Raw genomic sequence first — 21,983 nt, 5'->3', positions numbered from 1 at the left:
CGCATCGGTCATTTCCCGCGTGCCGCTCCACGGCTTCCACGCGGCCGCGCCGCCATGGCGCGCCCCATTCGACCAGCTCGGCCGACGTGGCGGAAACGCGACGATTTCCCGATTCGCGTCGCCGACACGCACGCGGAACGATTCGTTTTCGCCGCGTTGGGTCGCTCGTGAAGTGCGTGGCGAGCGCGATGTTTATTTAGCTAAACATGGTCCGAACGCGCCTTGATTCAAGGGTTAAGGAACGGCACGATGTTCCCGACGCACGGAAAGCGATCGGTCATGAAGACATTCCGAGCGATGCCCCAGCCAGAGAGGCGAAGTGGCCCGAGGCTCGGGCCCGGACCCCGTGGCTCGGCCACCCGGATCGCCGTTGCGGGTACTTCGACGCGCTAAGCCTTGGCGGCTTATTAACGCTGCTTCGTGCCTGGAAGTTTGCAAACGAACCATGCTTGGATCGAAGGAGAAATTATGGCGAAGATGAGTTCGACTCTGTTCCGTGGCCTCGGGCTGGCGGCGGCCCTGTCCTTCCTGGCGTTCCCGTCGGTCGGGCTTGCCGACCCGATCGTCGACGTCGTGGGGACGACCTCCGGGACGTTCGGCAGCAGCGGCCTATCGACCTACTCCTGGAACGGCCAGAATCAGCTGACGTGGGCTTCCAGCAACGCCAGCCCCCTGGGCCAGGTGGGGACGGCCTTCAGCCTCGGGACCCTGACGTTTTACAACGCGAACGGCAACTCCTCGCTCGGCCCCGTCGCCCTGAACATCGGCGTCACGTTGACCGACCCGGGCAGCGGGACGAGCGCGGCGTATCCCTGGACCGTGGCGGTGACCGGTTTCGTCAACAACAATAATCCCGAGAACGTCGAACTTCATTTCACCCCCCAGGATTACGAGCCCATCACCTTCGGGCAGTACCGCTTGAGCCTGCTCGGGTTCGGGACGTCGGCGCCCGGCGTCGGGGCCACCCCCGGCGACTTCACGTTGTCCGTCGCGAACCGGGGGGGGACGGGTTCCGCGCGGCTGTGGGCCATCGTGACGGCGGACGGGCAGCCCGCCGCCGTGCCCGAGCCCTCGTCGGTCGTCCTGGCGGGCGTCGCCGGCCTGGCGGGCCTTGCCTTCACGTCCCGTCGCCTCCGCGCCGCGGCCCGCGCCTGATCGGGAGTTGCGTCTCCTCCAAGGCCCCCGATCCCATCGACCCGCGTCGATGGGATCGGGGGCTTGCCGATGCGCGGGCCGCGTCCGCGTCACGGGGCGCGCGACCCGGCGTCGGCGGGCTGGCCGGTGGACGGCGGGGTTGGCGGGCGGTAGCCTGAAGGATGTCCGACCATCGTGGATCTGGCGTGCCGTGGCGGTCTTCCTCTCCGGGCGGAAAGGCGATCGCGCCGTTCGGCGCGGCTTGCCGGCTCGACGGCCCCCGCTCCTTTCGTCGGGGGCCCCCGGCGGCTTTCGGTCGCGTCCCCCGGCGGCGGAGCTTTCTCCCGACGGGGGAGGCCCGCCCCCGATCCACGGCGACCGGATTCCACCGGGGCCCCGCCGCGCGAGCGACGGCCCGCCATACCCTCCGCCGAGAGCCCGCCGTGAAACTCGCCTTCAGCTCCAACGCTTACTTGAAGCATCCGTTCGACGAGACCGCGGCGCGGATCGCGGCCATCGGGTATGAGGGGCTGGAACTCCTCGCCGACGTCCCCCACGCCTGGCCGGCGGGGCTGCTGGAGGGCCCCAAGCGGGCGATCCGGGAGGCGATGGCGGCGAACAATCTGGCGTTCTCGAACATCAACGCGTTCATGATGAACGCGGTCGCCGACCATCGCCAGCCTTACTGGCACCCCTCGTTCATCGAGCCCGACCCGAATTACGCCCGCGTGCGGATCGACCACACCCGCCGGGCCCTGGACCTCTGCGCCGAGCTGGGCGCGCCGCACGTCACCACCGAGCCGGGGGGGCCGATCCCGCCGGGCGTCTCGCGGGCCCGGGCCGTCGACCGCTTCGTCGAGGCCCTCAAGCCGCTGGCCGAGCACGCCGAGGGCCTCGGGGTCTTGCTCCTGATCGAGCCCGAGCCGGAACTGCTCCTGGAGCGGACCGATCAGTATGTCGAGATCCACGAGCGCGTCGGCTCGAAGGCGCTGGGGCTGAACTTCGACGTCGGCCACGCCTTCTGCATGTCCGAGGATCTGCCGAAGGCCATCGCGGAGCTGGCCCACCTGACGAAGCACTACCACCTGGAGGACATCGCCGCGACCCGGGTCCACCACCACCTGGTGCCGGGCGACGGCGTCATCGACTTCGCCGAGGTCGTCTCCGCGATCAAGGCGACGGGCTACGACGGCTGGCTGACCGTCGAGCTGTACCCGTTCCAGGACGACCCTGACGACGCCGCGCGTCGGGCGTTCGAGGCCCTGAGCCCGCTGGTCCGATGAGCCGCGTGGCGATGAGGCCGGTCCTCCAGCTCGTCCGGCTCCCCAACGTGTTCACCGCCCCGGCCGACAGCCTCGCCGGCTGGCTGATCGTCGGCGGGGCGCTGGCCGACCTCCGCGGCTGGCTCCCGGTCGGGGGGGCCTCGATGTGCCTGTACGCCGCGGGGATGGCCCTGAACGACTGGTACGACCTGGAGGTCGACCGCGCCGAGCGCCCCGATCGGCCGCTCCCCTCGGGGGCGGTCCCGGTCGGGCTGGCCGCCACGATCGGCTGGGGCGGGCTGGTCGCGGGGCTGGCGCTGGCGAGCCTCGCCGGCCCGGCGATGATCATCGCCGGGATGCTGGCCTTGGCGATCGTCTTCTACGACGCCTGGGCCAAGAAGACCTGGGTCGGCCCGTGGGCGATGGGGGCTTGCCGCGGCCTGAACCTGCTGATGGGGATCGTGGCGGCGCGGGCCCCGGATCGGCCGGCGGCGTGGGTCGGGGCGTTCGCGTTCGGGCTGTTCGTCGCGGGCGTCACCTGGATCAGCCGGTCCGAGGCGTTCGGCGGCGCGACGCGGAACCTCCGCCTCGGGCTCTGGCTCCAGCGCGTCGCCGTCGTCTTGCTGGGCGTCGCGGTGCTGACCCTGGCCGACCCCCTGGACCGCGCGGCGACGTTCGCCGGCGTGTTCGTGCTGGCGGCGGTCGCGTTCAAGGTGTTCGCGGCCGGCGCGCGGGCGCTGCGCGAGCCGTCGCCGGGGATGGTCCAGAGGGCGGTGAAGACGGGGGTGCTGGCGCTGGTCTGGCTCGACGTGGCCCTCGTCGCCGCGGCGTGCGGCCCGGTCCCGGCGCTGGCGGTCGCGGCCTTCTGGATCCCCGCGTACCTGCTGGCCCGCGTGCTCTACGCCACCTGAAGCGAGGTCGCCCGATGCTCCTGGGGTACAACACCAACGGCCTCGCCCACCATCGCCTGTCCGACGCCATCCGGCTGATGGCCGACGAGGGGTACAAGAGCGTCGCCATCACGCTCGACGCCGCGGCGCTCGACCCCTATGACGACCCGGCCGCCCTGTCGCGCCAGGTCGTCGCCGCGCGCGACCTGCTGGACTCGCTGGGGCTCGCGCGCGTGGTGGAGACCGGCGCGCGGTTCCTCCTGAACCCCAGGGTTAAGCACGACCCGACCCTGATGGACCCCGACCCGGTGCGACGCGCCCTGCGGGTCGACTTCCTCAAACGCGCGATCGACATCGCCGACGCGCTCGACTCGGGCGTCGTCTCGTTCTGGTCGGGCATCCTCCGCGACGGCGCGGGCGAGGACCAGGCGATGGACCGCCTCGCCTCGGCGCTTCGTCCGGTGATCGAGCACGCCGAGTCGAAGGGCGCTCGCCTGGCGTTCGAGCCCGAGCCGGGGATGTTCATCGACACCTTCGACCGCTTCGCCCGGCTCGACGAGCGCGTCGCTCATCCGCTGTTCGACCTGACGGTCGACGTGGGGCACGTCCACTGCGTCGAGCAAGGGCCGGTCGCCGACCACCTCCGCCGCTGGGGGCCGAGGATCGCCAACGTCCACATCGAGGACATGGTGGAGGGGGTCCACGAACACCTCATGTTCGGCGAGGGGACCATGGACTTCCCGCCGATCGTCGCCGCGCTCCGCGAGGTCGGCTACTCCGGCGGGCTCCACGTTGAGCTGAGCCGCCACAGCCACGCCGGCGCCGACGCCCTGCGCCTGGCGAAGGAGTTCCTCGCTCCCCTGCTCGACCGGGCCTGAACCGGGGACGCGTTCAGTCGGCCCGCGGCTGTCTCAACGTGTCCAGGAAGCTGAGCATCAGCCGGGATTCGTAGCGGTCCGGGTTCCAGCAGGCGGCGATGGTGCGGGTGGGGCGTTCACCGTCGAGGGATCGGTAGAGCAGCCGGCCCGAAGGGTCGGGGCGGGCCGCCATCGCGGGGATGAGGGAGATCCCGAACCCCTGGGCGACCAGCTCCTGCACCGTCACTAGCTGCGCCGCGCGGCCCGTGGCGACGGGCTGGAACAGGCGACGTCGGCAGAAGCCGCGGATGTCCTCGGAGAGGCAGTGCGCCTCGTCCAGCAGGACGAAGGGATGGTCGCGCAGGTCGTCCAGCTCCACCCGCTCGCGATCCGCCAGCGGGTGGTCGGCCGCGGTGGCCAGGAGCAACTCCTCCTCGAACAGCGGCTCGAACTTCAGGTAGGCCCGCGAGGCCGGCATCGCCAGCACGCCCACGTCCACCTCGCCGACGCCGCAGCGTCGCAGGATCGCCTCCGTCACCTCCTCGTTCACCTCCACCGCGGCGCGGGGGTGACGCTCGTGGAACGAGCCCAGCAGGGTCGGCATCAGGTATGGGGCGACCGTCGGGATGGCCGAGACCGACACCCGGCCCGTCTCGCCGTCGTCGCGCAAGAGCCTCGCCGTGTCCTCCGTCAGCGAGACGATCTGCATCGCCCGCCGACGCAGGATCTCCCCCGCCTCGGTCAGCGCCACCTGCCGGCCTTGCCGCTCGAACAGGGGCCGCCCCAGCGACCCCTCCAGGCGCGCGATCTGCTGGCTGATCGCCGGCTGGCTCACGCCGCACTCGCGCGCCGCGCCGGTGAAGCTCCCCTGCTCCGCCACCTTCAAGAACATCCGCAGTTGCTGGATTTCCATAACGCCTGCTTATGACTGCTATAGACGACTCGCCTGTTGAATTATAACCTTCTCCGGCTACAATCAAGACAGAAAGGGCCGGAGAGGGGCGACGCGAGCCCCGAGCGGGCCCGCCCAGCGTCCGCGACGCGACCGGCGGTCGAGCGGCGCATGGGCCGGAATCACCGAATTGGCATGACCTTAGGAGATCGAGCGAAGATGTTGACCGTTGGCGACAAGTTCCCCGCGTTCACGGCCAAGGCGAGCTTCAACAGCGGCCCCGAGGCCCTCGTGACCGTCAGCGACGAGCAGTATCTCGGCAAGTGGGTGGTCTACTTCTTCTATCCCAAGGACTTCACCTTCGTCTGCCCGACCGAGCTGGTCGAGTTCAGCCGTCGGCTGCCGGACTTCAAGGACCGCGACTGCGAGGTGGTCGGCGGCAGCACGGACAACGAGTTCTCGCACCTGGCCTGGTGCAAGAGCCATGAGGACCTGGGCGAGCTGGACTACCCGCTGATCGCCGCCCAGAAGCTCGCGCCCGAGCTGGGGATCTGCGACCCGGTCGAGGGCTACGCCAACCGGGCGACGTTCCTGGTCGACCCGAACGGCGTCATCCAGTGGGTCTCGGTCTACAACGGCAGCGTGGGCCGCAGCGTCGACGAGGTCCTTCGCGTCCTCGACGCGGTGCAGTCCGACGAGCTGTGTCCCTGCAACTGGAAGAAGGGCGAGGCCACCATCCAGGCCTGAGCCGCGTCCAATCGAGCTGATTCCGATCCGGGGCCGCCGTCGCCGCGAGGCCGGCGGCCCCGTCGCGTCCCGCCCGCATTCCCTTTGGAGATGACAACCGATGCGTTCGCTCGACGAATTGAAGGCGGTCCTCGGCGACGACACCAAGGACATGCGGCTGAACCTGGGCAACGTCCTGGACAACGGCGACCTGGAGCCGACGGAGCGCTGGGCCGTGGCGCTGGCCTCGGCGTATTTCCTCCGCGACGCCGAGCTGGTGGAGGCGCTGAAGGCCGCCGGCGCGGCGTACCTGACCCCGGAGGCCGTCGCCGACGCCCGCGCCTCCGCGGCGATCATGGGGATGAACACGGTCTACTACCGCTTCCGCCACATGATCGGCAAGCCGAGCTACTCCCAGCGACAGGCGGGGCTGAGGATGGGCCGGATGGCGAGGCCGGCGACCAGCAAGGGGCTGTTCGAACTGTGCTCGATGGGCTGCGCCGTGCTGGCCGGCTGCGAGATGTGCGTGAAGTCCCACGAGCAGAGCCTGCTGAACGAGGGCTACTCGGAAGACCGCGTCCACCAGGCGGTGCGGATCGCCGCGGTGATCCACGGCTTCCTCGTCGCGACGGCCGCCGAGACCCCCGCGACGGTCGCCTGATCGAAACAAGCGAAGGCGCCGGCCGCGGGACGGGCGGCCGGCGCCTTGGGGGAGGGCGACGGAAGGGTCGGAGGCGCGGGCCTCAGGCGTCGGCCGGCCGCCGGCGACGCCAGGCGATCGTGGCGCCGACGAGGGCCGCCATGCCGGACATCACCAGGCTCGCCGGCTCGGGGATCGTCGGGATGACGGTGCCGTTGCGGGCGTTGAAGATGTACCGGCCGTCGACGTCGCTGCCGATGCTGTTGTAGATCAGGCCGGTGGAGAGGTTGGAGTCGAGGAAAGCCCCGTTGACGGCCGAACCGGGCAACTCGAAGAAGGTGCCCGGATCCCCGGTCCCGTTCGAGTAGCCGACCCGGGCCGAGAAACCGCCGAGCCCGCCGGAGCCCTGGCTCGCGTCCCCCGTCTCCCACTGGATCTGGTCGTAGTTGAAGATGATGTCGAAGTTCCCGGCGCCCGTGTCGGAACGGTCGACCAGGATGAGCTGGAAGCTGTTGAGCTTGTCGAAGTGGGAGCCGAAGTATCCCACGTCCACCCAGTTCACGCCGAACGCCTGCCGCCCGTCGAAGGTCCCCGCCCCGTAGGTCACCTCCGCGCTCCCGGAGCCCCGGGTGTCGACGTCGGCGAAGAACGGCGCGATGATCTGCCGGGCCGTGTCGGTCAGGGGGAACGGCGTGAACGTGCCCAGGGCCGCGTCGAACGTCACGTTGCCGTTGTTGTTGACGTAGAGCTGGCTGAAGTTCTCCCCGTAGAAGTTGACGTCGAAGCCGATCGAGACCAGCCCCGTCGAGCCGTCGTCGTTCCTGGGCAGGGTGTTGCTATTGAACCCCGGCACGACCGCCGCGGCATGGGCCGCCGGGGCGGCGGCGAGTCCGAGCGCGACCGCGCCGAACACCAGGCGTCGCAGGGCCGCGAATCCCAAGCTTTGCACGTTCGGCATGTTCATCTCTCCTGGTGCGTGATCGTCGCGTCGCGCGCCCCCGGTCGAGACCTCCTCGATCGCGGGCGCCGCGAGTGTGGGCCGAGACTCCGGCTCGACCCGCCTTGGGTCTCGAGCCTAGTTGTGATCTGGCCTGTTTTGCTGCGAATCCGTCGATGTCGATCGCGTAATGCGACTTTGTTGTACTTAGTGCACGCCGGGATTGCAAGCGGAGATTAAAGGATCTTTGAAAAAACATCCACGATGTATTTGGTGGACATTGTGCCTCGGGATGGCCCGAATGCGTGCTTAGGAGCGGTTCCGGGGCGTGTCGTCCGATGCGTCGCGGCAACGCCGGGCACCGCCGCCACCCGGGATATCCGCCCCGGGCGAGCGTCGACGCCGAGCAACTCCGCGGTTTTCGAAAACAGGGCGATCGCCCTGGACAGCCCGCCCGGGAGAGGCTAGAAATCCGCGATGTCCGGGCCAGGGGATGGTCCCGGGCGAAGCCGCCCGCGCGCTCGCTCGGGGCGGGGTGTCGAGCAAGGAGTCCACGGATGTCTCGAAGCGTGACGAATCGGAAGCTCCCGCCGCCGCACCTGCTCCAGCGGATCGCGAACAACTCCAGCCAGGCGGACTTCCAGGCGTCGTTCGGGGTCGTGCGGGGGACGGTCCTCTCCTACCTGGAGCAGGCGGGGCTCGATTTCGCGTCGTTCGACGACATCCTGGACTTCGGCTGCGGCGTCGGCCGCTTCATGTTCGCCTTCGAGGAGCACCTGCGCCCGGGGCAGAAGATCCGCGGCTGCGAGGTCCACGAGGAGTGCGCCCGCTGGTGCCGCGAGAACATCGACTTCGCGGAGACGGCGCTCTCGTCGATCTCCCCCCCCCTCCCCTACGAGGGCCGCGAGTTCGACCTGGTCTACGCGCTCTCGGTCTTCACGCACCTGCGGCTGGACATGCAGTTCCTCTGGGCGTGGGAGATCCATCGGGTCCTGCGCCCCGGCGGCATCCTGTTCGCCACGATCCACGGGCCCACGTTCTTCCCCCTGTTCCACTCGTACCGCGAGCAGGCCAAGGCCTACGAGATGTACGGGATCGGCGAGGAGGGGGTCTTCTCGTACCTGGTCTTCCCGAGCCAGGAGGCGAACGACCAGGGGCAGGTGCAGGTGGCCTCGGCGCACTCGCCGGCGGCGATGGACGAGCAGTTCGCCGGCTTCGAGGTCGTCAAGCGGTTCCCGCTCAGCGGCCTGGCCGGGGGCCAGGACCTCTACATCCTGCGGAAGCCCGAGCACGGCCGCGCGATCGCCCTGCCGATCGGCCGCGAGACGGAGCCGGTCACCCAGACGCGGCCGGGCGCCGGCGCCGTGGAGCTGCGGTTCCGCCTCGACGGGCACGAGCGGTTCGTCGTCTATCCCCGGGTCCAGCCGCTGGGGATGTATCAGGTCGAGTTCCGCGCCGAGATCGAGGCCGACGGCCGCAAGCTCGCCGAGGGCGTCCTCCTGCCGCGGCATGCCCGCGCCTTCGGCGAGTGCCACTACGACAAGTTCGCCGTCGAGGTGCCTCCCCACGTCGGCGAGGCGACCGTCCGGCTGACGTCGCGTGTCGTCGACCCGGCCGCCGTCCCCAAGGGGGTCAAGCCGACCGTGGAGTGGTGCTTCCCCAACCTCGTCTGAGGCGGGAACTTCGGGGGAGTCGTCGGGGCGGGTCGGCCGCGCGGGGGGAAGCTCCCGGTCGTCCGATTGACCGCCCCGCGCGGTCTTCCTAGAATGTCAAGGCCCCCCCGGCGCGGGGGGATTCGGCCGCGATGCATCGGGCCGGGGCGCGGGCGGACCTTCGGGCCTCAGATGGCGATCACCTACTACAAGCGGCTTCGCATGGAAGTCGACCTGGACGGGTCGAACCTGTCGCCGCCGCTGCCGGGACGGTTCTGCTGGGCGCCCTGGGACGAGGGCCTGCTGGCGGACCACGCCGAGGTCAAGTACCGGAGCTTCGCCGACGCCGTCGACTCGACGGTCTTCCCCTGCCTCGGGGACCGACATGGCTGCCTGCGGCTGATGCGCGAGATCCGCCGCAAGCCCGGCTTCCTGCCGGCCGCGACCTGGATGATCGCCGGCCCGGAGGGCTACGTCGGGACGATCCAGGGGGTCGTCGACTACGGGCCGATCGGCGCGATCCAGAACGTCGGCGTGCTGCCGGAGTATCGCGGCCTGGGCCTGGGGCGGGCGTTGGTGAACCGGGCGCTCTGGGGCTTCCACCAGGCGGGCCTGCGCAAGGCGTACCTTGAGGTGACGGCCGAGAACCGCTCCGCGGTGATGCTCTACAAGGCGCTGGGGTTCCGCAAGGCGAAGACCCTGTACAAGGCCGTCGACGCCTGAGCCGGGGCGTGGGCGGGCCGGGACGAGGGGCGGCCTTCCGCGACGGGGGGCGTCGCGTGTATCCTCTGGGGGCGGCCCGGCCGACCCCGGGCGGGACGACGAAGACACAACAAGGGCGGAGGGCGGCCGGGCTCGCGCGAGTCGGCGGGCCGCTCGCGAACGGGGGAACGCAGTGCCGGCGCCAACCGCGACGATCCAGCAGCACGAGTATCCCAACGGCCTGGTGCTCGTCGCCGAGACCATGCCCGGGGTCCAGTCGGCCTCGTTTACCCTGTTGGTCCCCGCCGGGGCCGCCTACGAGGCCGCCGAGGGCCTGGACGTCGGCGGCGGCGCGGCGACCATGCTCTGCGAGTGGATCACGCGCGGCGCGGGCGACCGGGACAGCCGCGAGCTGCTCAACGCCCTGGACGACCTGGGCGTCAGCCACTCCGAGAGCGCCCAGACGGTCCACGCCGGCTTCTCCGCCGCCACGCTGGGCGCCAACCTGATCCCGGCGCTGGAGATCTTCGCCGACATCGTCCTCCGCCCCCGGTTCGACGAGGAGGAGGTCGAGCCGATCCGCTCGCTCTGCCTCCAGAACCTCCGGAGCCTGGAGGACGACCCCGGCTCCAAGGTGATCTACGAGCTGCGCCGGCGGCACTTCCCCGAGCCCTGGGGCCGCCCCTCGCCGGGGAACCCCGAGGACGTGGCGAGGATCACCCCCGAGTCGCTGCGGTCGTTCCACCGGGCCGCGTATCGCCCCAACGGGGCCATCCTCGGGGTGGCCGGGGCGATCGACTGGCCCCGCCTGCGCGACGCCGTCGGCGCGCTGTTCGGCGGCTGGGAGCGCCGGCCCGAGCCGCGGCTGTCGGAGAGGCCGGCCGGGCCCCGGATCGACCACATCGCCCGCGAGACCCAGCAGATCCAGATCGCGATGGCCGCCCCCGCGGCGACCGTCGCCGGCCCCGACTACTACCGCGCCCGCGCCGCCGTCGCCATCCTCGGCGGCTACTCGTCCGCCCGGCTGTTCACCGAGGTCCGCGAGAGGCGCGGGCTCTGCTACTCGGTCTACGCCAGCTACGAGGGCCAGCGCGAGCGCGGCGCCATGCTGAGCTACGCCGGGACCTCCACCGAGCGGGCGCAGGAGACGCTCGACGTGATGCTGGCGGAGTTCCGCCGGCTGGCCGACGGGGGCGTCGACCTGGAGGAGCTGGACACCATGCGGGCGGGGCTGAAGTCGTCGCTCATCATGGCGCAGGAGTCCAGCATGAGCCGGTCGAGCGCCCTGGCGTCCGACTGGTACTTCCTCGGCCGGGTCCGCCCGCTCGACGAGATCTCCGCCGCGATGGACGCGCTGACGCCCGAGTCGGTCTCCTCCTACGCCCGGACGCTGCTGAAGCCCGGCGAGTTGACCATCCTGACGCTGGGCCCCACCCCCCTGGACGTGAAGCTCCCGGCCTGAGCGAGGCCCCGGGGCGGAGGACCGAACGCCGATGCGATTCCACCACGCGACGCTGGACAACGGCCTGGAAGTGATCGCCGAGCTGAACGACGACGCGCACTCGATCGCCGCCGGCTTCTTCGTGAAGGCCGGCAGCCGCGACGAGTCGCCCGAGCTGGCCGGCGTCTCCCACTTCCTGGAGCACATGACGTTCAAAGGGACCGCGCGCCGCGACGCCCTGGCCGTCAACAAGGACTTCGACCGCGTCGGCGCCAAGCACAACGCGCAGACGTCCGAGGAAGACACCTTCTACCACTTCACCTGCCTGCCCGAATACCTCCCGCGCGCCTTCGACGTCCTGGCCGACATCCTCCGCCCCACCCTCCGCGATGACGACTTCGAGACCGAGAAGAAGGTCATCATCGAGGAGATCCTGATGTACATGGACAACCCCATGTCCGTCGCCTACGAGGCGGCCAAGGCGGCCCACTTCGGCGGGCACCCGCTGGGCAACAGCATCCTCGGCACCGTCGACTCCATCACGGCGATGAAGGCCGACGACATGCGCTCCTACTTCGCCAGCCGCTACAGCCCGGCGAACATCGTCCTGGGCTTCGCCGGCAAGGGGGAATGGGACCAGCTCCTGGAGCTGGCGGCCGACCGCTGCCGCGACTGGACCGGCGTGCATCCCGCGCGCGACGCCAGGCCGGTCCGGGGCCGCCGGGCGTTCGAGGCCATCCTCCGCGAGGACGACCTCCAGCAGACGATCGTCGGCGTCGCCGACGGCCCGCCGCTGGAGAGCGACGACCGCTACGCCGCGCACCTGCTGGCGACGATCCTCGGCGACCACACCAGCTCGCACCTCTACTGGGCGCTCGTCGACCCCGGCCACGCCGACGGCGCCGAGATCAGCTATCAGGACTACAACCAGGCCGGCGGCTTCTACACGTTCCTCTCCTGCGAGCCCGACGACGTCGACGACAACCTGGAGCGGGTCGCCGAAGTCTGCCGCGGCGTCATGGAGAAGGGCGTGACCGAGCGGGAGTTGGCCCAGGCGCGGAACAAGGTGCTGGCCCGATCGGTGATCCGCGGCGAGCGGCCGATGGGCCGCCTGGCCTCGCTCGGCTTCCACTGGGCCTACCGCCGCGCGTACCTGCCGATCGAGCGGGAGCTGGAAGCCTTCTCCGGGGTCTCCGTCGACCAGATCGGCCGCCTCGTCCGCGAATGGCCCCTCTGGCCGATGACCATCGCCTCCGTCGGCCCGACGACCGAGGTCCAACCGCCGAAGTGATCGGCGACCCCGAGGCCCCGCCCCATGCGCATCGTCAGCCTGCTGCCGTCGCTCACCGAGCTCGTCTGCGCGCTGGGGAGGCGGGACGACCTCGTCGGCGTGACCCACGAGTGCGACTACCCGGCCAGCGTGCGCGAACTCCCCAGCCTCACCGCCAGCCGCATCCCCGCCGAGGCCACCAGCGCCGAGATCGACGCCCTGGTCTCCGAACGGCAGGCCGGCCTCTACACGCTCGACGAGGCGACGCTCGCGTCGCTCCGGCCCGACCTGATCCTGACCCAGGAGCAGTGCGACGTCTGCGCCGTGAACGAGGCGACCGTCCGCCGCGCCGCCGCGGCGTTGCCCGGCTCGCCCCGCGTCGAGAGCGTCGACCCGCGGACGCTCGACGACGTGTTCGCGATGTTCCGCCGCGTCGGCGACCTGATCGAGCGCCCGGTGGAGGCCGAGTACCTCGTCGCGGGATTCCATCGCACGGTGCGCTGGATCCGCGAATTCGTCATGCCCTCCCGCCCCCGCCCCCGCGTCGCCCTGCTGGAATGGCTCGACCCGCCGTTCTCCTCCGGGCACTGGAACCCGGACATCATCGAGCTGGCCGGCGGGCGCGAGGTGATCGGCCGGCCGGGGGAGCGATCCCGGCGCGTCGGGTGGGACGAGGTCGCCCAGGCCGAGCCCGAGGTGATCCTCGTGGCCCTCTGCGGGTTCGAGCTGGAACGGGCCGCGCGCGAGATGGCGAGCGTGATCGACCGGCCCGAATGGCGGAGGCTGCCGGCGGTGCGGGAGGGGCGGGTGGCGCTCGTGGACGGCTCGGCGTTCTTCTCGCGCCCGGGGCCGCGGCTGGAGGTCGGCCTGCGGATCGCCGCCGGCGCGATGGCCCCGCTGCTGTTCGGGCCGCTCGACACCCGCCGCGGCGAGGCGTGGCGGTTCCTGCCGAAGCCCTGAACGCGAACCGTCCGCCGGGGGCGCGAGGCCCGCGGCGGACGGTCGAGGGTTATCGGGTTCGGGCCGGGTCGAGGGGCCGGATCACAGGCCGCTGAGGTCGGCGGCGGTGATGCGGACGCCCTTGCGGAGCCCCAGCTCCTTGACGACGGAGTCGCTGGCCGGGAAGGTCATGCTCCGACGCGGGGAGATGGAGATGCCGGAGAGTTCGCGCGGCTCGTCGTCGCCCTTCTCGACGCCGGCGATGGCCAGGCCGTTGAGGATCAGCGGGGAGGCGTTGTCGATCTTGATGCGGAAGGTCGGCTTCCCCTTCTCGCGGGGGCCCGGGCTGACCTGGGCCCGCACCAGCCGGTTCAGGACGCCCCCCGCCAGCTCGTCGGCCAGCGCGGCGGCGTCGACCTCGCCGTCCTTGCGGGGGACGGTGAGGGTGAACTTGCCGAACGGCTCCCACGCCTGGCTCGTGCTGTTGCTGGAAGCCACCAGCACCACCGCCGACTTGCCGTCGACGCGGACGCGGCAGGCGACCGACGGACCGGTCGGCGCGGTCGGGACGCCCTCGCGGGCCCACAGGCCCAGCACCGGCTTGTCCTTGAGCGCCCGGGTCAGCTCTCCCGCGATCGCCTCGGAATCGGCGTCCTTGGCGTCGACCTGGAAGAGCAGCTCGCCCGTCTCGTCGCCCTGGATCGTGTCGAGGCGGTCGACGAAGTCCTGGGCCAGGGACAGCTCATACTCGTAGTTCTTGCCGCGGCGCTCGGCCATCTGGGCGATGACGCCCCAGTCCAGCCCCTGGGCGACCCGCCACATCACGAGCTGAGAGATCGACTCGGGGGCCTTCTCCGCCGCCAGCCGGCGCAGGGCCTTCTGGACGCGGTCGTCCGTGCCGAGCTGCGAGACGTCGCCGATCTGGAGCTTCTCGCCCTCGCGCGGCAGGCGGATCGTCCCCTGGTCGGTCGGCGGGCTCAGGCTGACGAGCCGGGTGGGGAGGTTGCGGGTCTGGCCGGGCTTGAGGGCCGCGAACGGCAGGCCGGTCGGGGCGACCGACCGCATGCCGCCGCCCATCATGCCGCCCATGCCGCCCATGCCGCCGCCCATGCCGCCCATGCCGCCGCCCATGCCCATGCCGCCCATGCCGCCCATCATGCCGGCGGCCAGGCTGCGCTGATCCCAACTGTCGTAGTCGCCGCAGAGCTGCATGATCAGGCGGGCGAGCATCATCATGCCCATCGTGGGGGGCATGGTGCCGCTCATGCCGCCCATGCCGCCGCCCATGCCCCCCATGCCGCCGCCCATGCCTCCCATGCCGCCCATGCCGCCCATGCCGCCGCCCATGCCACCCATGCCGCCCATGCCGCCCATGCCCCCCATGCCGCCGCCCATGCCCCCCATGCCGCCGCCCATGCCCCCCATGCCGCCGAACTGGCCGGCGGCGCCGGAGGCGACGAGGCCGGGCGGGAGGACGACGTTAAGCTTGCGACGGGACTTGTTGGTGACGGAGACGGTCATGCGGCCGTCCCCCTTCCCTTCGGCCTGGACGTCGACGAGGCCGTCGCGCATGGCTTCGAGGAGGCTGACGGCCGGGGCCTCGTCCTCCGCCGAGACGGCGGCGTCGGGGGCGGCGTCGGGCTTGGTGGTGGTCTTTTCGTCGTCGGCGAACGCCGGGACGACGGAGGAGGCCGCAAGGAGCACCCCCCCGGCGAACAGACGATTGAGGAACCGAGTGGTCGACATGGGTGAGACGCCTTTCCGTATCGAATTGGCCCGGGAGAGCCGCTCCCCGCGGCCGCGAGGGGCGGCTTGGGTCGATCGTCGTCCCGGCTTGATCGTGGTTTCTCGGGTGGATCGCTGGTGAGGATGAGGCCGCGACGGCGAAGTCGGGCGGTCACTTTCCAGTTTAACAGACGAATTCCCGAGGGCCCCTATTCGCGCCGATTCCCGCGTCTCGGCAAGGCGGTTCTGACGCGCCGACCTCCTGGGGCGGTCGGCGAGACCGCGCCGGCCGCGGCGTCGCGGCCGGTCGCGGGGCGGTTGCGGGCGGGGGAGGCTCAGACGCGCCCGAGGTACTCGCCGGTCCTGGTGTCGACCCGGACGACGGTCTGGGGCTCCATGTGCTCGGGGACCTGGACGACGTGGCCGGTCGCGAGGGTGGCCGGCTTGGTCCTCCCCGTCGCCGAGTTGCCCCGGACCCCCGGCGCGGTGTCGACGATGGTCATCTCGATGGTGTCGGGGAGGTCGATGGCGATCACCTCGTCGTCGACCACCAGGGCCTCGACGTCCGGCATGTTCTCGGTCATGAACGGGAGCTGGTCGGCCAGGTCCTCGGCGCGGAACGAGAACTGCGAGAAGTCGCCCGAGTCCATGAAGTGCAGCTCGTCGCCGTCTCGGTAGAGGTACTGGATCGGCTTGCGCTCGAAGCTGGACTCGTTCAGCGCGTCGGTGCCGCGATACGACTTCTCGACGCGGTTCTTCGTCTTGAGGTTGCGGGCCTTGACCTTGTAGAGCGTCGCCGCCCCCCGGGCCGAGGGCGTCTGGACGTGGATCTGCTCGATCATGTGCGGCGCGCCGTCGATCTCGACGACCATCCGACGCTTGAAATCCTTGGCGGGCACCACGGGGGGCTGACTCCCTCGAACGGGGGGGCGGAAGGCGAGGCGACGGCCGGCCCCAGCGGCCGGCGACGGCCGGATATTTTACCCGCGCCCCGGAAAGTCGGTCAAAGCCGGTCGACGGGAGGTCCCATGAGTCGAGACGCGAAGGCGGCCCCCGGCCGCGAGGCCTCGCCGGAGGGGGAGGAACGGGCGATCGCTCGGATCGTCGAGGTCGAGACGCGGCTGCTGGAACGGAAGGTCGCCGACGAGGGGCTGGGCGTGGACGGCAGGCCGGTCCCGCGGTCCCAGCATCCCAAGCAGCACGGCGCGGTCCGCGCGGAGTTCGTCGTCCGCGACGACGTGCCCGAGCACCTGCGCCGGGGCCTGTTCGCGGAGCCCGGCCGTCGCTTCCCCGCCTGGATCCGGTTCTCCAACGCCATCCAGAAGGACGACCGCCTCGGCGGCGGCCACGGCATGGCGATCAAGCTGATGGACGTCCCCGGCGCCCGGAATCCCGACGGGACCGAGGGGACGACGCACGACCTCGTCCTGCTGGACTTCCCCCGGTTCGCCGTCCGCGACGCGATCGAGGTCGCCAGGCTCCAGGAGGCGAGGCTCGGCGTGGCGACGGCGAGATTCCGGCTGCTCTCCCGGCTGCCGATGGCCCTGTTCCTCGTGGGACGCCCCCGCACGGCCTCCGCGCTCTTCCAGATGATGCGCCGGGTGCCGACGAACCCGATGGCCGCGACCTACTGGAGCACCACCCCCTACAAGCTCGGCGAGGGGGCCGCCGTGAAGTACGTCGCGCGGCCGGTGCTCGACGGCCCGGTCATCGAGGCCGAGGAGTCCTCCCCGGATCAGCTCCGCGAGGCGATGGCCCGGCATCTGTCCATGAAGCCCGCGCGGTACGACTTCCTCGTGCAACCTCAACTCGACCCCGACGCCCAGCCGATCGAGGACGCCTCGGTCGAGTGGGACGAGGAGAGGTTTCCCCCGGTGCCGGTCGCGACGATCGAGATCGCCGCGAACCAGCCGTTCGGGCGCTGGATGGACTTCTGCGAGAACCTGGAGTTTTCCCCCGCTCGCTGCCGTCCCGACCATGAACCCCTCGGCGGGATCAACCGCGCCCGGCGGGCCACTTACCTGGCGATCTCCAGGCTCCGGCACGACCGCAACCGCGTCCCGCGCGTCGAGCCGACGCCCGAGACCGACCCCGAACGGTCCCCGGGACCCGCGGCTTAATTGAACAGTCGCGGTCGGTGGCGTCGCTTTTCGTTCGGGGGAGTGTTTCGCCGAAGCCTCGCGGCTTCCTCCTTTCGATGCGCCGGTCGGCCGAAGTCCGCTCTTCGTGAATTATTGTAAATCTACGGCGAGCATGCGTCTTGACGGTTGCGTGCGGAGTAGGTCGGGCGTAGCCTGGGGCCCCCGGGCGTTGCATGATCCCCTAACTCACCACGCGGGTGGGTTGATGGAGGGCCGAGGCGGCCCGGGCGGGAGAGCCTACCGATGAGCATGAGGATGATCCGCCTGGCCGTCGCCGCCGCGTTGGCGATCGGGTTCGCCGGCCGCGGCGAGGCCGGCACCATCACGTTCAACTTCTCCGGGGGGAGCGGGGCGTCCGCGTTCACCGGGTCGTTCTGGTATGACCTGGACACGCCGGACCTGAACCCGAACCCGAATGGGGGCGATTACGAGCCGTCGGCCGCCTTCCCCATGGGGTTCAGCGTCGACGGGCCCAGCGGCTCGTACTCGGCGGTCGCCGACACCGGGATCGTCTCGGTCGCGCACTACGGCTCGATCAGCATCAACCTGTTCAGCGCCGACGGCGGCGCGTTCTATTTCAGCATCCACAGCCAGTGGGCGGCCGGCGGGCCGGACGACCTCCCGGCGAGCTACGCGGTCACGCCGGACTCGTTCGGCTCGGTCGCGGTCATCGTGAATCGCCTCGGCATCCGCGAGGAAGGCGACCTGACGTCCGTGACCACCGCCGCGGCGGCGGTGCCGGAGCCGGCCTCGCTGGCGATGGCGATGGTCGGCGCCGTCGGCCTGCTCGCCCTCGCCCGTCGACGCCCCGCCTGACGCCGCCTCGGCGAAGATCACGCCGTCCCGTGGGCGTGGGCCGACGGACGCTCGGCCCTCTCCCCCCCCTCTCAACCTGGCGTGGGCACTCCTCGCCGGGCCGCGCGGCCTCGCCGCCCGTTCGCCTTGTCGCCGGGCGCCGCGCTTTGGTATGAATGAGCGACCATTGGAAGATGGTTCAGGGATGTCGGCCCGCGGTGGGAACTCCGGGCCGACGCCACCCCGTCGAGGGGCGCTGCGACGGCGCGCGGGACGCGCCTGCCAGGCTCGACGGGGCGGGGATTCTTCGCAACGGCGCCCGTTCATCGTTCATGGAGACTTTGAACGTGTCCGCAGTCGCCGAGAAGAAGACCGTCGCCCACGCCCCCGCCAAGGATTACCACGTCGCCGACATCTCGCTCGCCCCCTGGGGCCGCCGCGAGATCGCGATCGCCGAGACCGAGATGCCCGGCCTGATGGCGATCCGCGAGGAGTACGCCGCGAGCCAGCCCCTGAAGGGCGCCCGCATCACCGGCTCGCTCCACATGACGATCCAGACGGCCGTCCTGATCGAGACCCTCACGGCGCTGGGCGCCGAGGTCCGCTGGGCGTCCTGCAACATCTTCTCCACCCAGGACCACGCCGCGGCGGCCATCGCCGAGGCCGGCGTCCCGGTCTTCGCCTTCAAGGGCGAGTCGCTGGAGGAGTACTGGGAGTTCACCCACCGGATCTTCGAGTGGGCCGACGGCGGCTTCTCGAACATGATCCTGGACGACGGCGGCGACGCCACGCTGCTGCTCCACCTCGGCGCCCGCGCCGAGTCCGACGCCTCGGTCCTGGCCAAGCCGGGCAGCGAGGAGGAGCGCGTCCTGTTCGCCGCCATCAAGAAGCGGCTGGCCGACCGGCCCGGCTGGTACTCCGAGCGGCTCGCCGCCGTCAAGGGCGTCACCGAGGAGACGACCACCGGCGTCCACCGCCTCTACCAGATGCACAAGCGCGGCGAGCTGAAGTTCCCCGCCATCAACGTCAACGACTCGGTCACCAAGTCGAAGTTCGACAACCTGTACGGCTGCCGCGAGTCGCTGGTCGACGGCCTCAAGCGCGCCACCGACGTGATGATCGCCGGCAAGGTCGCCGTGGTCTGCGGCTACGGCGACGTCGGCAAGGGCTCGGCCCAGGCCCTGCGGGCCCTCTCGGCCCAGGTCTGGATCACCGAGATCGACCCGATCTGCGCCCTCCAGGCCGCGATGGAAGGCTACCGCGTCGTCACCATGGAGTACGCCGCCGACAAGGCGGACATCTTCGTGACCACGACCGGCAACTTCAAGGTCATCCACCACGACCACATGGCTCGGATGAAGGACCAGGCGATCGTCTGCAACATCGGCCACTTCGACAACGAGATCGACGTGGCCTCGCTGGAAGGCTACCGCTGGGAGGAGATCAAGCCCCAGGTCGATCACGTGATCTTCCCGGACGGCAAGCGGATCATCCTGCTGGCCAAGGGCCGCCTGGTGAACCTGGGCTGCGCCACCGGCCACCCCTCCTACGTCATGTCGTCCTCGTTCGCCAACCAGACGCTCGCCCAGATCGAGCTCTGGAAGAACAACGACAAGTACCCCGTCGGCGTCTACGTCCTGCCGAAGAAGCTGGACGAGCACGTCGCCCGGCTGCAGCTCCGCAAGCTCAACGTCCAGCTCACCGAGCTGACCGAGGAGCAGGCCGCCTACATCAACGTCCCGAAGGAGGGGCCCTACAAGTCCGATCACTACCGCTATTGATCGGCCTCGCCCCATCCCACCCATCCGACCGCGCCCCGAGGCCGCCCGCCGGCCTCGGGGCGTCGCGCGTTCTTTCCCGCTCCCACATCCCCGAAGACGAGAGACATCCCCGATGCCCGACGTTCGCGCATTCCAGGGCGTCCGCTACGACGTGACCAAGGTCGGCGCCCTGTCCGACGTGGTCGCCCCCCCGTATGACGTCATCGGCCCGGAGTTGCAGGAGAAGCTCTACCAGGCCAGCCCGTACAACAGCATCCGGATGGAGCTGAACAAGGCCGAGCCCGGCGACCCCGCCGACGAGAGCCCCTACACCCGCGCCGCCCGGTTCCTCAAGGAGTGGCGGCGCGACGGCGTGCTGCGGACCGAGGAGCAGCCCGCCTTCTACGTCTACGAGCAGACGTACCAGGTCGAGGGGAAGACCCACGTCCGCAAGGGCTTCTTCGCCCGCGTGCGGCTGGAGCCCTTCGGCGAGGGGAAGATCTACCCCCACGAGCAGACCCTCGCCGGCCCCAAGGCCGACCGCCTGGCGCTCTACCAGGCCACCGGCTTCAACCTGAGCCCCATCTTCGGCCTCTACCCCGACCCGACCAACGAGGTCATCCGCAAGGTCGAGGAGGGGATCAAGGACAAGACGCCGATGGTCGCCGAGGACCACCTGGGCGTCGTCAACAAGCTTTGGCTCTGCACCAATCCCGAGGTGATCTCGGCCGTCGTCGGCCTGATGGGGTCGAAGCCGACGTTCATCGCCGACGGCCACCACCGCTACGAGACCGGCCTCCGCTACCGCAACGAGCTGGAGGCCGCCGGCGAGCTGACCGGCCCGGACGACCCGGCCAACTTCTGCCTGATGATGATGGTCTCCATGAGCGACCCCGGGCTCCTGATCCTGCCGACCCACCGGCTGGTCAAGGGGATCCCCGGCCTCACCGCCACCGAGCTGGCCAACCGCCTCGGCTCCGAGTTCGCGCTCGAGGTCGTCGGCGAGGGGGACGCCGGGCTGGAGGCCGCCGCGCTGGCCACCGAGTCGAGCGACGAGCAGGACGTGCTGGCCTTCGGGACCGTCGCCGACGGCAAGTGGACCGTCGCCCGGCTCCGCTCCGACGCCACCATGGACAAGCTCGCCGCCGACCACGGCGCCGACTGGCGGTCGCTCGGCGTGAGCATCCTCCAGGTGCTCGTGCTCGACCACCTGCTCGCCCCGCTGACCAAGGAACGCTCCACCCGCTACGTCCACCTGGCCAGCGAGGTCAAGGAAGACGTCGACGCGAGGGGCTGCGACGTCGCCTGCCTCGTCCCCCCCGCCAGCATGGAGCACGTCGAGGCCATCGCCTCCGCCCTCGAAACCATGCCGCCCAAGAGCACCTACTTCTACCCCAAGCTCCTCACCGGCCTGGTCTTCAACCCCCTCCGGTGATCGCCCCCCGCCGGGCCCTCCCACGCGAGGGCCCCGGCGGGACGCCGACGACGAGCCCGGAGGTTGGCTTCGTTCGCGCGCGGCGTGTTTCCTCGGATTCGACGTAACCGGCTATCAAGCCTCGCGTTTGCGTCGCTGGCGAGTTGGCTTCGTTCGTCGTTTTCGAAGTGATTTCTCGGTGGTTCCGGCCGCCGCCCGGCGGCGGGGTCTTGGGGGCCGACCTCTCGATCGCGCGCGGTTGGCGCGTGCGCGCCTCGGCGTCTTCCGCCCCAGGGGCCGGGGCCATTTTTCCGATCCGGCCGGGTTGTCAAGGAGCGTGGCGAACCGTCACTTCCCATGATCGCCGGGTTCGGCGGCGAGATTTCACGAATCCGGGAGGATTTCGCGCGAAAGGCCGGAACCATGGGCGCGGCTCGACGCGCTTCGGGATGGCGCCGGCCGCGCTTACGCCTCGCGTCACGATGCGTAGGGCTTCCGGCCCAATCCTGTCCACTCTCCCGCCGGGCTGACGACCCGACTCTTTTGAGATGGCATGCGGGCTCGCCGCCCGTCGACGCCGAACGTTCCTTCTCCCCTCGTGGGAGAAGGTGGCCGAAGGCCGGATGAGGGGGGCGGAACCAGGAGCCTGTTGTGGCGCGGCCCGGTCGCGCCCCCCCCGCATCCCCCCCTCCGGGGCACCTTCTCCCACGAGGGGAGAAGGGGGGAGATTCGAGGCGGGGCTCCACGCTCGCGCCCGAGATGAACCGCCGCGATCCCCGAATCGCCAGGACCCCCACCCGGCCCTT

Annotated in this window: 19 protein-coding genes and 1 riboswitch; of the genes, 15 read left to right on the top strand and 4 right to left on the bottom strand. The window is 70.7% G+C overall.

Features of this window, described 5'->3' with window-relative positions; translation table 11 throughout:
* Nucleotides 1–477: 477 nt before the first annotated feature.
* The 4 genes from WG209_RS08655 to WG209_RS08640 all read left to right on the top strand — a co-directional run bounded on the left by WG209_RS08655 (nucleotide 478) and on the right by WG209_RS08640 (nucleotide 4,164).
* On the top strand, nucleotides 478–1,155 hold the full coding sequence (locus WG209_RS08655) for a choice-of-anchor K domain-containing protein (RefSeq protein ID WP_337174629.1): 678 nt from the start codon (nucleotides 478–480) through the stop codon (nucleotides 1,153–1,155).
* Between the two features lie 422 nt (nucleotides 1,156–1,577).
* Nucleotides 1,578–2,417 (top strand): sugar phosphate isomerase/epimerase family protein, encoded by an 840-nt coding sequence (locus tag WG209_RS08650; protein WP_337174628.1) that lies wholly within the window; start codon nucleotides 1,578–1,580, stop codon nucleotides 2,415–2,417.
* Between the two features lie 11 nt (nucleotides 2,418–2,428).
* Entirely contained in the window at nucleotides 2,429–3,307 is an 879-nt protein-coding gene (locus WG209_RS08645) for a UbiA family prenyltransferase (RefSeq protein ID WP_337174636.1), read from the top strand.
* A gap of 14 nt (nucleotides 3,308–3,321) precedes the next feature.
* The gene (locus tag WG209_RS08640; protein WP_337174627.1) at nucleotides 3,322–4,164 is read left to right on the top strand and encodes a sugar phosphate isomerase/epimerase family protein; all 843 of its coding nucleotides are present in this window, start codon (nucleotides 3,322–3,324) and stop codon (nucleotides 4,162–4,164) included.
* A gap of 13 nt (nucleotides 4,165–4,177) precedes the next feature.
* Here the strand turns inward: WG209_RS08640 and WG209_RS08635 are convergent, their stop codons facing one another.
* Entirely contained in the window at nucleotides 4,178–5,056 is an 879-nt protein-coding gene (locus tag WG209_RS08635; RefSeq protein ID WP_337174626.1) for a LysR family transcriptional regulator, read from the bottom strand.
* Between the two features lie 198 nt (nucleotides 5,057–5,254).
* On the opposite strand from WG209_RS08635, the gene WG209_RS08630 reads away from it, so the two are divergent.
* Together WG209_RS08630 and WG209_RS08625 are read left to right on the top strand one after the other, a co-directional pair.
* A complete protein-coding gene (locus WG209_RS08630; protein WP_337174625.1) occupies nucleotides 5,255–5,782 on the top strand; it encodes a peroxiredoxin in 528 nt (175 codons plus the stop codon).
* A 100-nt stretch (nucleotides 5,783–5,882) separates the two neighbouring features.
* Nucleotides 5,883–6,422: a carboxymuconolactone decarboxylase family protein gene (locus tag WG209_RS08625; RefSeq protein WP_337174624.1), complete on the top strand. Its 540-nt coding sequence runs from the start codon at nucleotides 5,883–5,885 to the stop codon at nucleotides 6,420–6,422.
* A gap of 82 nt (nucleotides 6,423–6,504) precedes the next feature.
* Here WG209_RS08625 and WG209_RS08620 read toward each other — a convergent pair whose 3' ends face one another.
* Entirely contained in the window at nucleotides 6,505–7,359 is an 855-nt protein-coding gene (locus WG209_RS08620; protein WP_337174623.1) for a nidogen-like domain-containing protein, read from the bottom strand.
* Nucleotides 7,360–7,895: 536 nt separating this feature from the next.
* On the opposite strand from WG209_RS08620, the gene WG209_RS08615 reads away from it, so the two are divergent.
* From WG209_RS08615 to WG209_RS08595, 5 genes are all read left to right on the top strand, one after another.
* Complete coding sequence (locus WG209_RS08615) at nucleotides 7,896–9,011, top strand: methyltransferase domain-containing protein (protein WP_337174622.1); 1,116 nt, start codon at nucleotides 7,896–7,898, stop codon at nucleotides 9,009–9,011.
* Nucleotides 9,012–9,182: 171 nt separating this feature from the next.
* The gene (locus WG209_RS08610; protein ID WP_337174621.1) at nucleotides 9,183–9,713 is read left to right on the top strand and encodes an N-acetyltransferase; all 531 of its coding nucleotides are present in this window, start codon (nucleotides 9,183–9,185) and stop codon (nucleotides 9,711–9,713) included.
* A gap of 172 nt (nucleotides 9,714–9,885) precedes the next feature.
* Nucleotides 9,886–11,154 (top strand): pitrilysin family protein, encoded by a 1,269-nt coding sequence (locus WG209_RS08605; protein WP_337174620.1) that lies wholly within the window; start codon nucleotides 9,886–9,888, stop codon nucleotides 11,152–11,154.
* A 31-nt stretch (nucleotides 11,155–11,185) separates the two neighbouring features.
* Nucleotides 11,186–12,424 carry a pitrilysin family protein gene (locus WG209_RS08600; RefSeq protein ID WP_337174619.1) on the top strand — a complete coding sequence of 413 codons (1,239 nt, stop codon included), beginning with the start codon at nucleotides 11,186–11,188 and terminating at the stop codon, nucleotides 12,422–12,424.
* A 24-nt stretch (nucleotides 12,425–12,448) separates the two neighbouring features.
* A complete protein-coding gene (locus WG209_RS08595) occupies nucleotides 12,449–13,363 on the top strand; it encodes a cobalamin-binding protein (protein WP_337174618.1) in 915 nt (304 codons plus the stop codon).
* 81 nt (nucleotides 13,364–13,444) lie between these two features.
* Here WG209_RS08595 and WG209_RS08590 read toward each other — a convergent pair whose 3' ends face one another.
* The gene (locus tag WG209_RS08590) at nucleotides 13,445–15,088 is read right to left on the bottom strand and encodes a hypothetical protein (protein WP_337174617.1); all 1,644 of its coding nucleotides are present in this window, start codon (nucleotides 15,086–15,088) and stop codon (nucleotides 13,445–13,447) included.
* 314 nt (nucleotides 15,089–15,402) lie between these two features.
* Entirely contained in the window at nucleotides 15,403–15,969 is a 567-nt protein-coding gene (locus tag WG209_RS08585; RefSeq protein WP_337174616.1) for an elongation factor P, read from the bottom strand.
* 126 nt (nucleotides 15,970–16,095) lie between these two features.
* Here WG209_RS08585 and WG209_RS08580 point away from each other — a divergent pair, with 126 nt between their 5' ends.
* The 4 genes from WG209_RS08580 to WG209_RS08565 all read left to right on the top strand — a co-directional run bounded on the left by WG209_RS08580 (nucleotide 16,096) and on the right by WG209_RS08565 (nucleotide 21,198).
* Nucleotides 16,096–17,187: a catalase family protein gene (locus WG209_RS08580; RefSeq protein ID WP_337174615.1), complete on the top strand. Its 1,092-nt coding sequence runs from the start codon at nucleotides 16,096–16,098 to the stop codon at nucleotides 17,185–17,187.
* Nucleotides 17,188–17,451: 264 nt separating this feature from the next.
* Complete coding sequence (locus WG209_RS08575; RefSeq protein WP_337174614.1) at nucleotides 17,452–18,024, top strand: PEP-CTERM sorting domain-containing protein; 573 nt, start codon at nucleotides 17,452–17,454, stop codon at nucleotides 18,022–18,024.
* Nucleotides 18,025–18,245: 221 nt separating this feature from the next.
* A riboswitch (S-adenosyl-L-homocysteine riboswitch) is annotated at nucleotides 18,246–18,331 on the top strand.
* A 19-nt stretch (nucleotides 18,332–18,350) separates the two neighbouring features.
* Nucleotides 18,351–19,784, top strand: coding sequence for an adenosylhomocysteinase (gene ahcY, locus WG209_RS08570; protein WP_337174613.1), 1,434 nt, complete (start codon nucleotides 18,351–18,353; stop codon nucleotides 19,782–19,784).
* 112 nt (nucleotides 19,785–19,896) lie between these two features.
* Entirely contained in the window at nucleotides 19,897–21,198 is a 1,302-nt protein-coding gene (locus WG209_RS08565) for a DUF1015 domain-containing protein (RefSeq protein WP_337174612.1), read from the top strand.
* The last annotated feature ends 785 nt before the right edge of the window (nucleotides 21,199–21,983 follow it).

Origin of the sequence: Paludisphaera sp. (assembly GCF_037189885.1) — a bacterium.
Classification (GTDB): Bacteria; Planctomycetota; Planctomycetia; order Isosphaerales; family Isosphaeraceae; genus Paludisphaera.
Note: the sequence above shows the minus strand (reverse complement) of the source record. Positions and strands in the feature narration are given on the sequence as shown.

Coding starts and splice junctions, on each gene's coding strand:
- WG209_RS08655 (WP_337174629.1), top strand. CDS start 478: ATGAGTTCGACTCTGTTCCGTGGCCTCGGGCTGGCGGCGGCCCTGTCC.
- WG209_RS08645 (WP_337174636.1), top strand. CDS start 2,429: ATGAGGCCGGTCCTCCAGCTCGTCCGGCTCCCCAACGTGTTCACCGCC.
- WG209_RS08640 (WP_337174627.1), top strand. CDS start 3,322: ATGCTCCTGGGGTACAACACCAACGGCCTCGCCCACCATCGCCTGTCC.
- WG209_RS08635 (WP_337174626.1), bottom strand. CDS start 5,056: ATGGAAATCCAGCAACTGCGGATGTTCTTGAAGGTGGCGGAGCAGGGG.
- WG209_RS08630 (WP_337174625.1), top strand. CDS start 5,255: ATGTTGACCGTTGGCGACAAGTTCCCCGCGTTCACGGCCAAGGCGAGC.
- WG209_RS08625 (WP_337174624.1), top strand. CDS start 5,883: ATGCGTTCGCTCGACGAATTGAAGGCGGTCCTCGGCGACGACACCAAG.
- WG209_RS08620 (WP_337174623.1), bottom strand. CDS start 7,359: ATGCCGAACGTGCAAAGCTTGGGATTCGCGGCCCTGCGACGCCTGGTG.
- WG209_RS08615 (WP_337174622.1), top strand. CDS start 7,896: ATGTCTCGAAGCGTGACGAATCGGAAGCTCCCGCCGCCGCACCTGCTC.
- WG209_RS08610 (WP_337174621.1), top strand. CDS start 9,183: ATGGCGATCACCTACTACAAGCGGCTTCGCATGGAAGTCGACCTGGAC.
- WG209_RS08600 (WP_337174619.1), top strand. CDS start 11,186: ATGCGATTCCACCACGCGACGCTGGACAACGGCCTGGAAGTGATCGCC.
- WG209_RS08595 (WP_337174618.1), top strand. CDS start 12,449: ATGCGCATCGTCAGCCTGCTGCCGTCGCTCACCGAGCTCGTCTGCGCG.
- WG209_RS08590 (WP_337174617.1), bottom strand. CDS start 15,088: ATGTCGACCACTCGGTTCCTCAATCGTCTGTTCGCCGGGGGGGTGCTC.
- WG209_RS08580 (WP_337174615.1), top strand. CDS start 16,096: ATGAGTCGAGACGCGAAGGCGGCCCCCGGCCGCGAGGCCTCGCCGGAG.
- WG209_RS08575 (WP_337174614.1), top strand. CDS start 17,452: ATGAGCATGAGGATGATCCGCCTGGCCGTCGCCGCCGCGTTGGCGATC.
- WG209_RS08565 (WP_337174612.1), top strand. CDS start 19,897: ATGCCCGACGTTCGCGCATTCCAGGGCGTCCGCTACGACGTGACCAAG.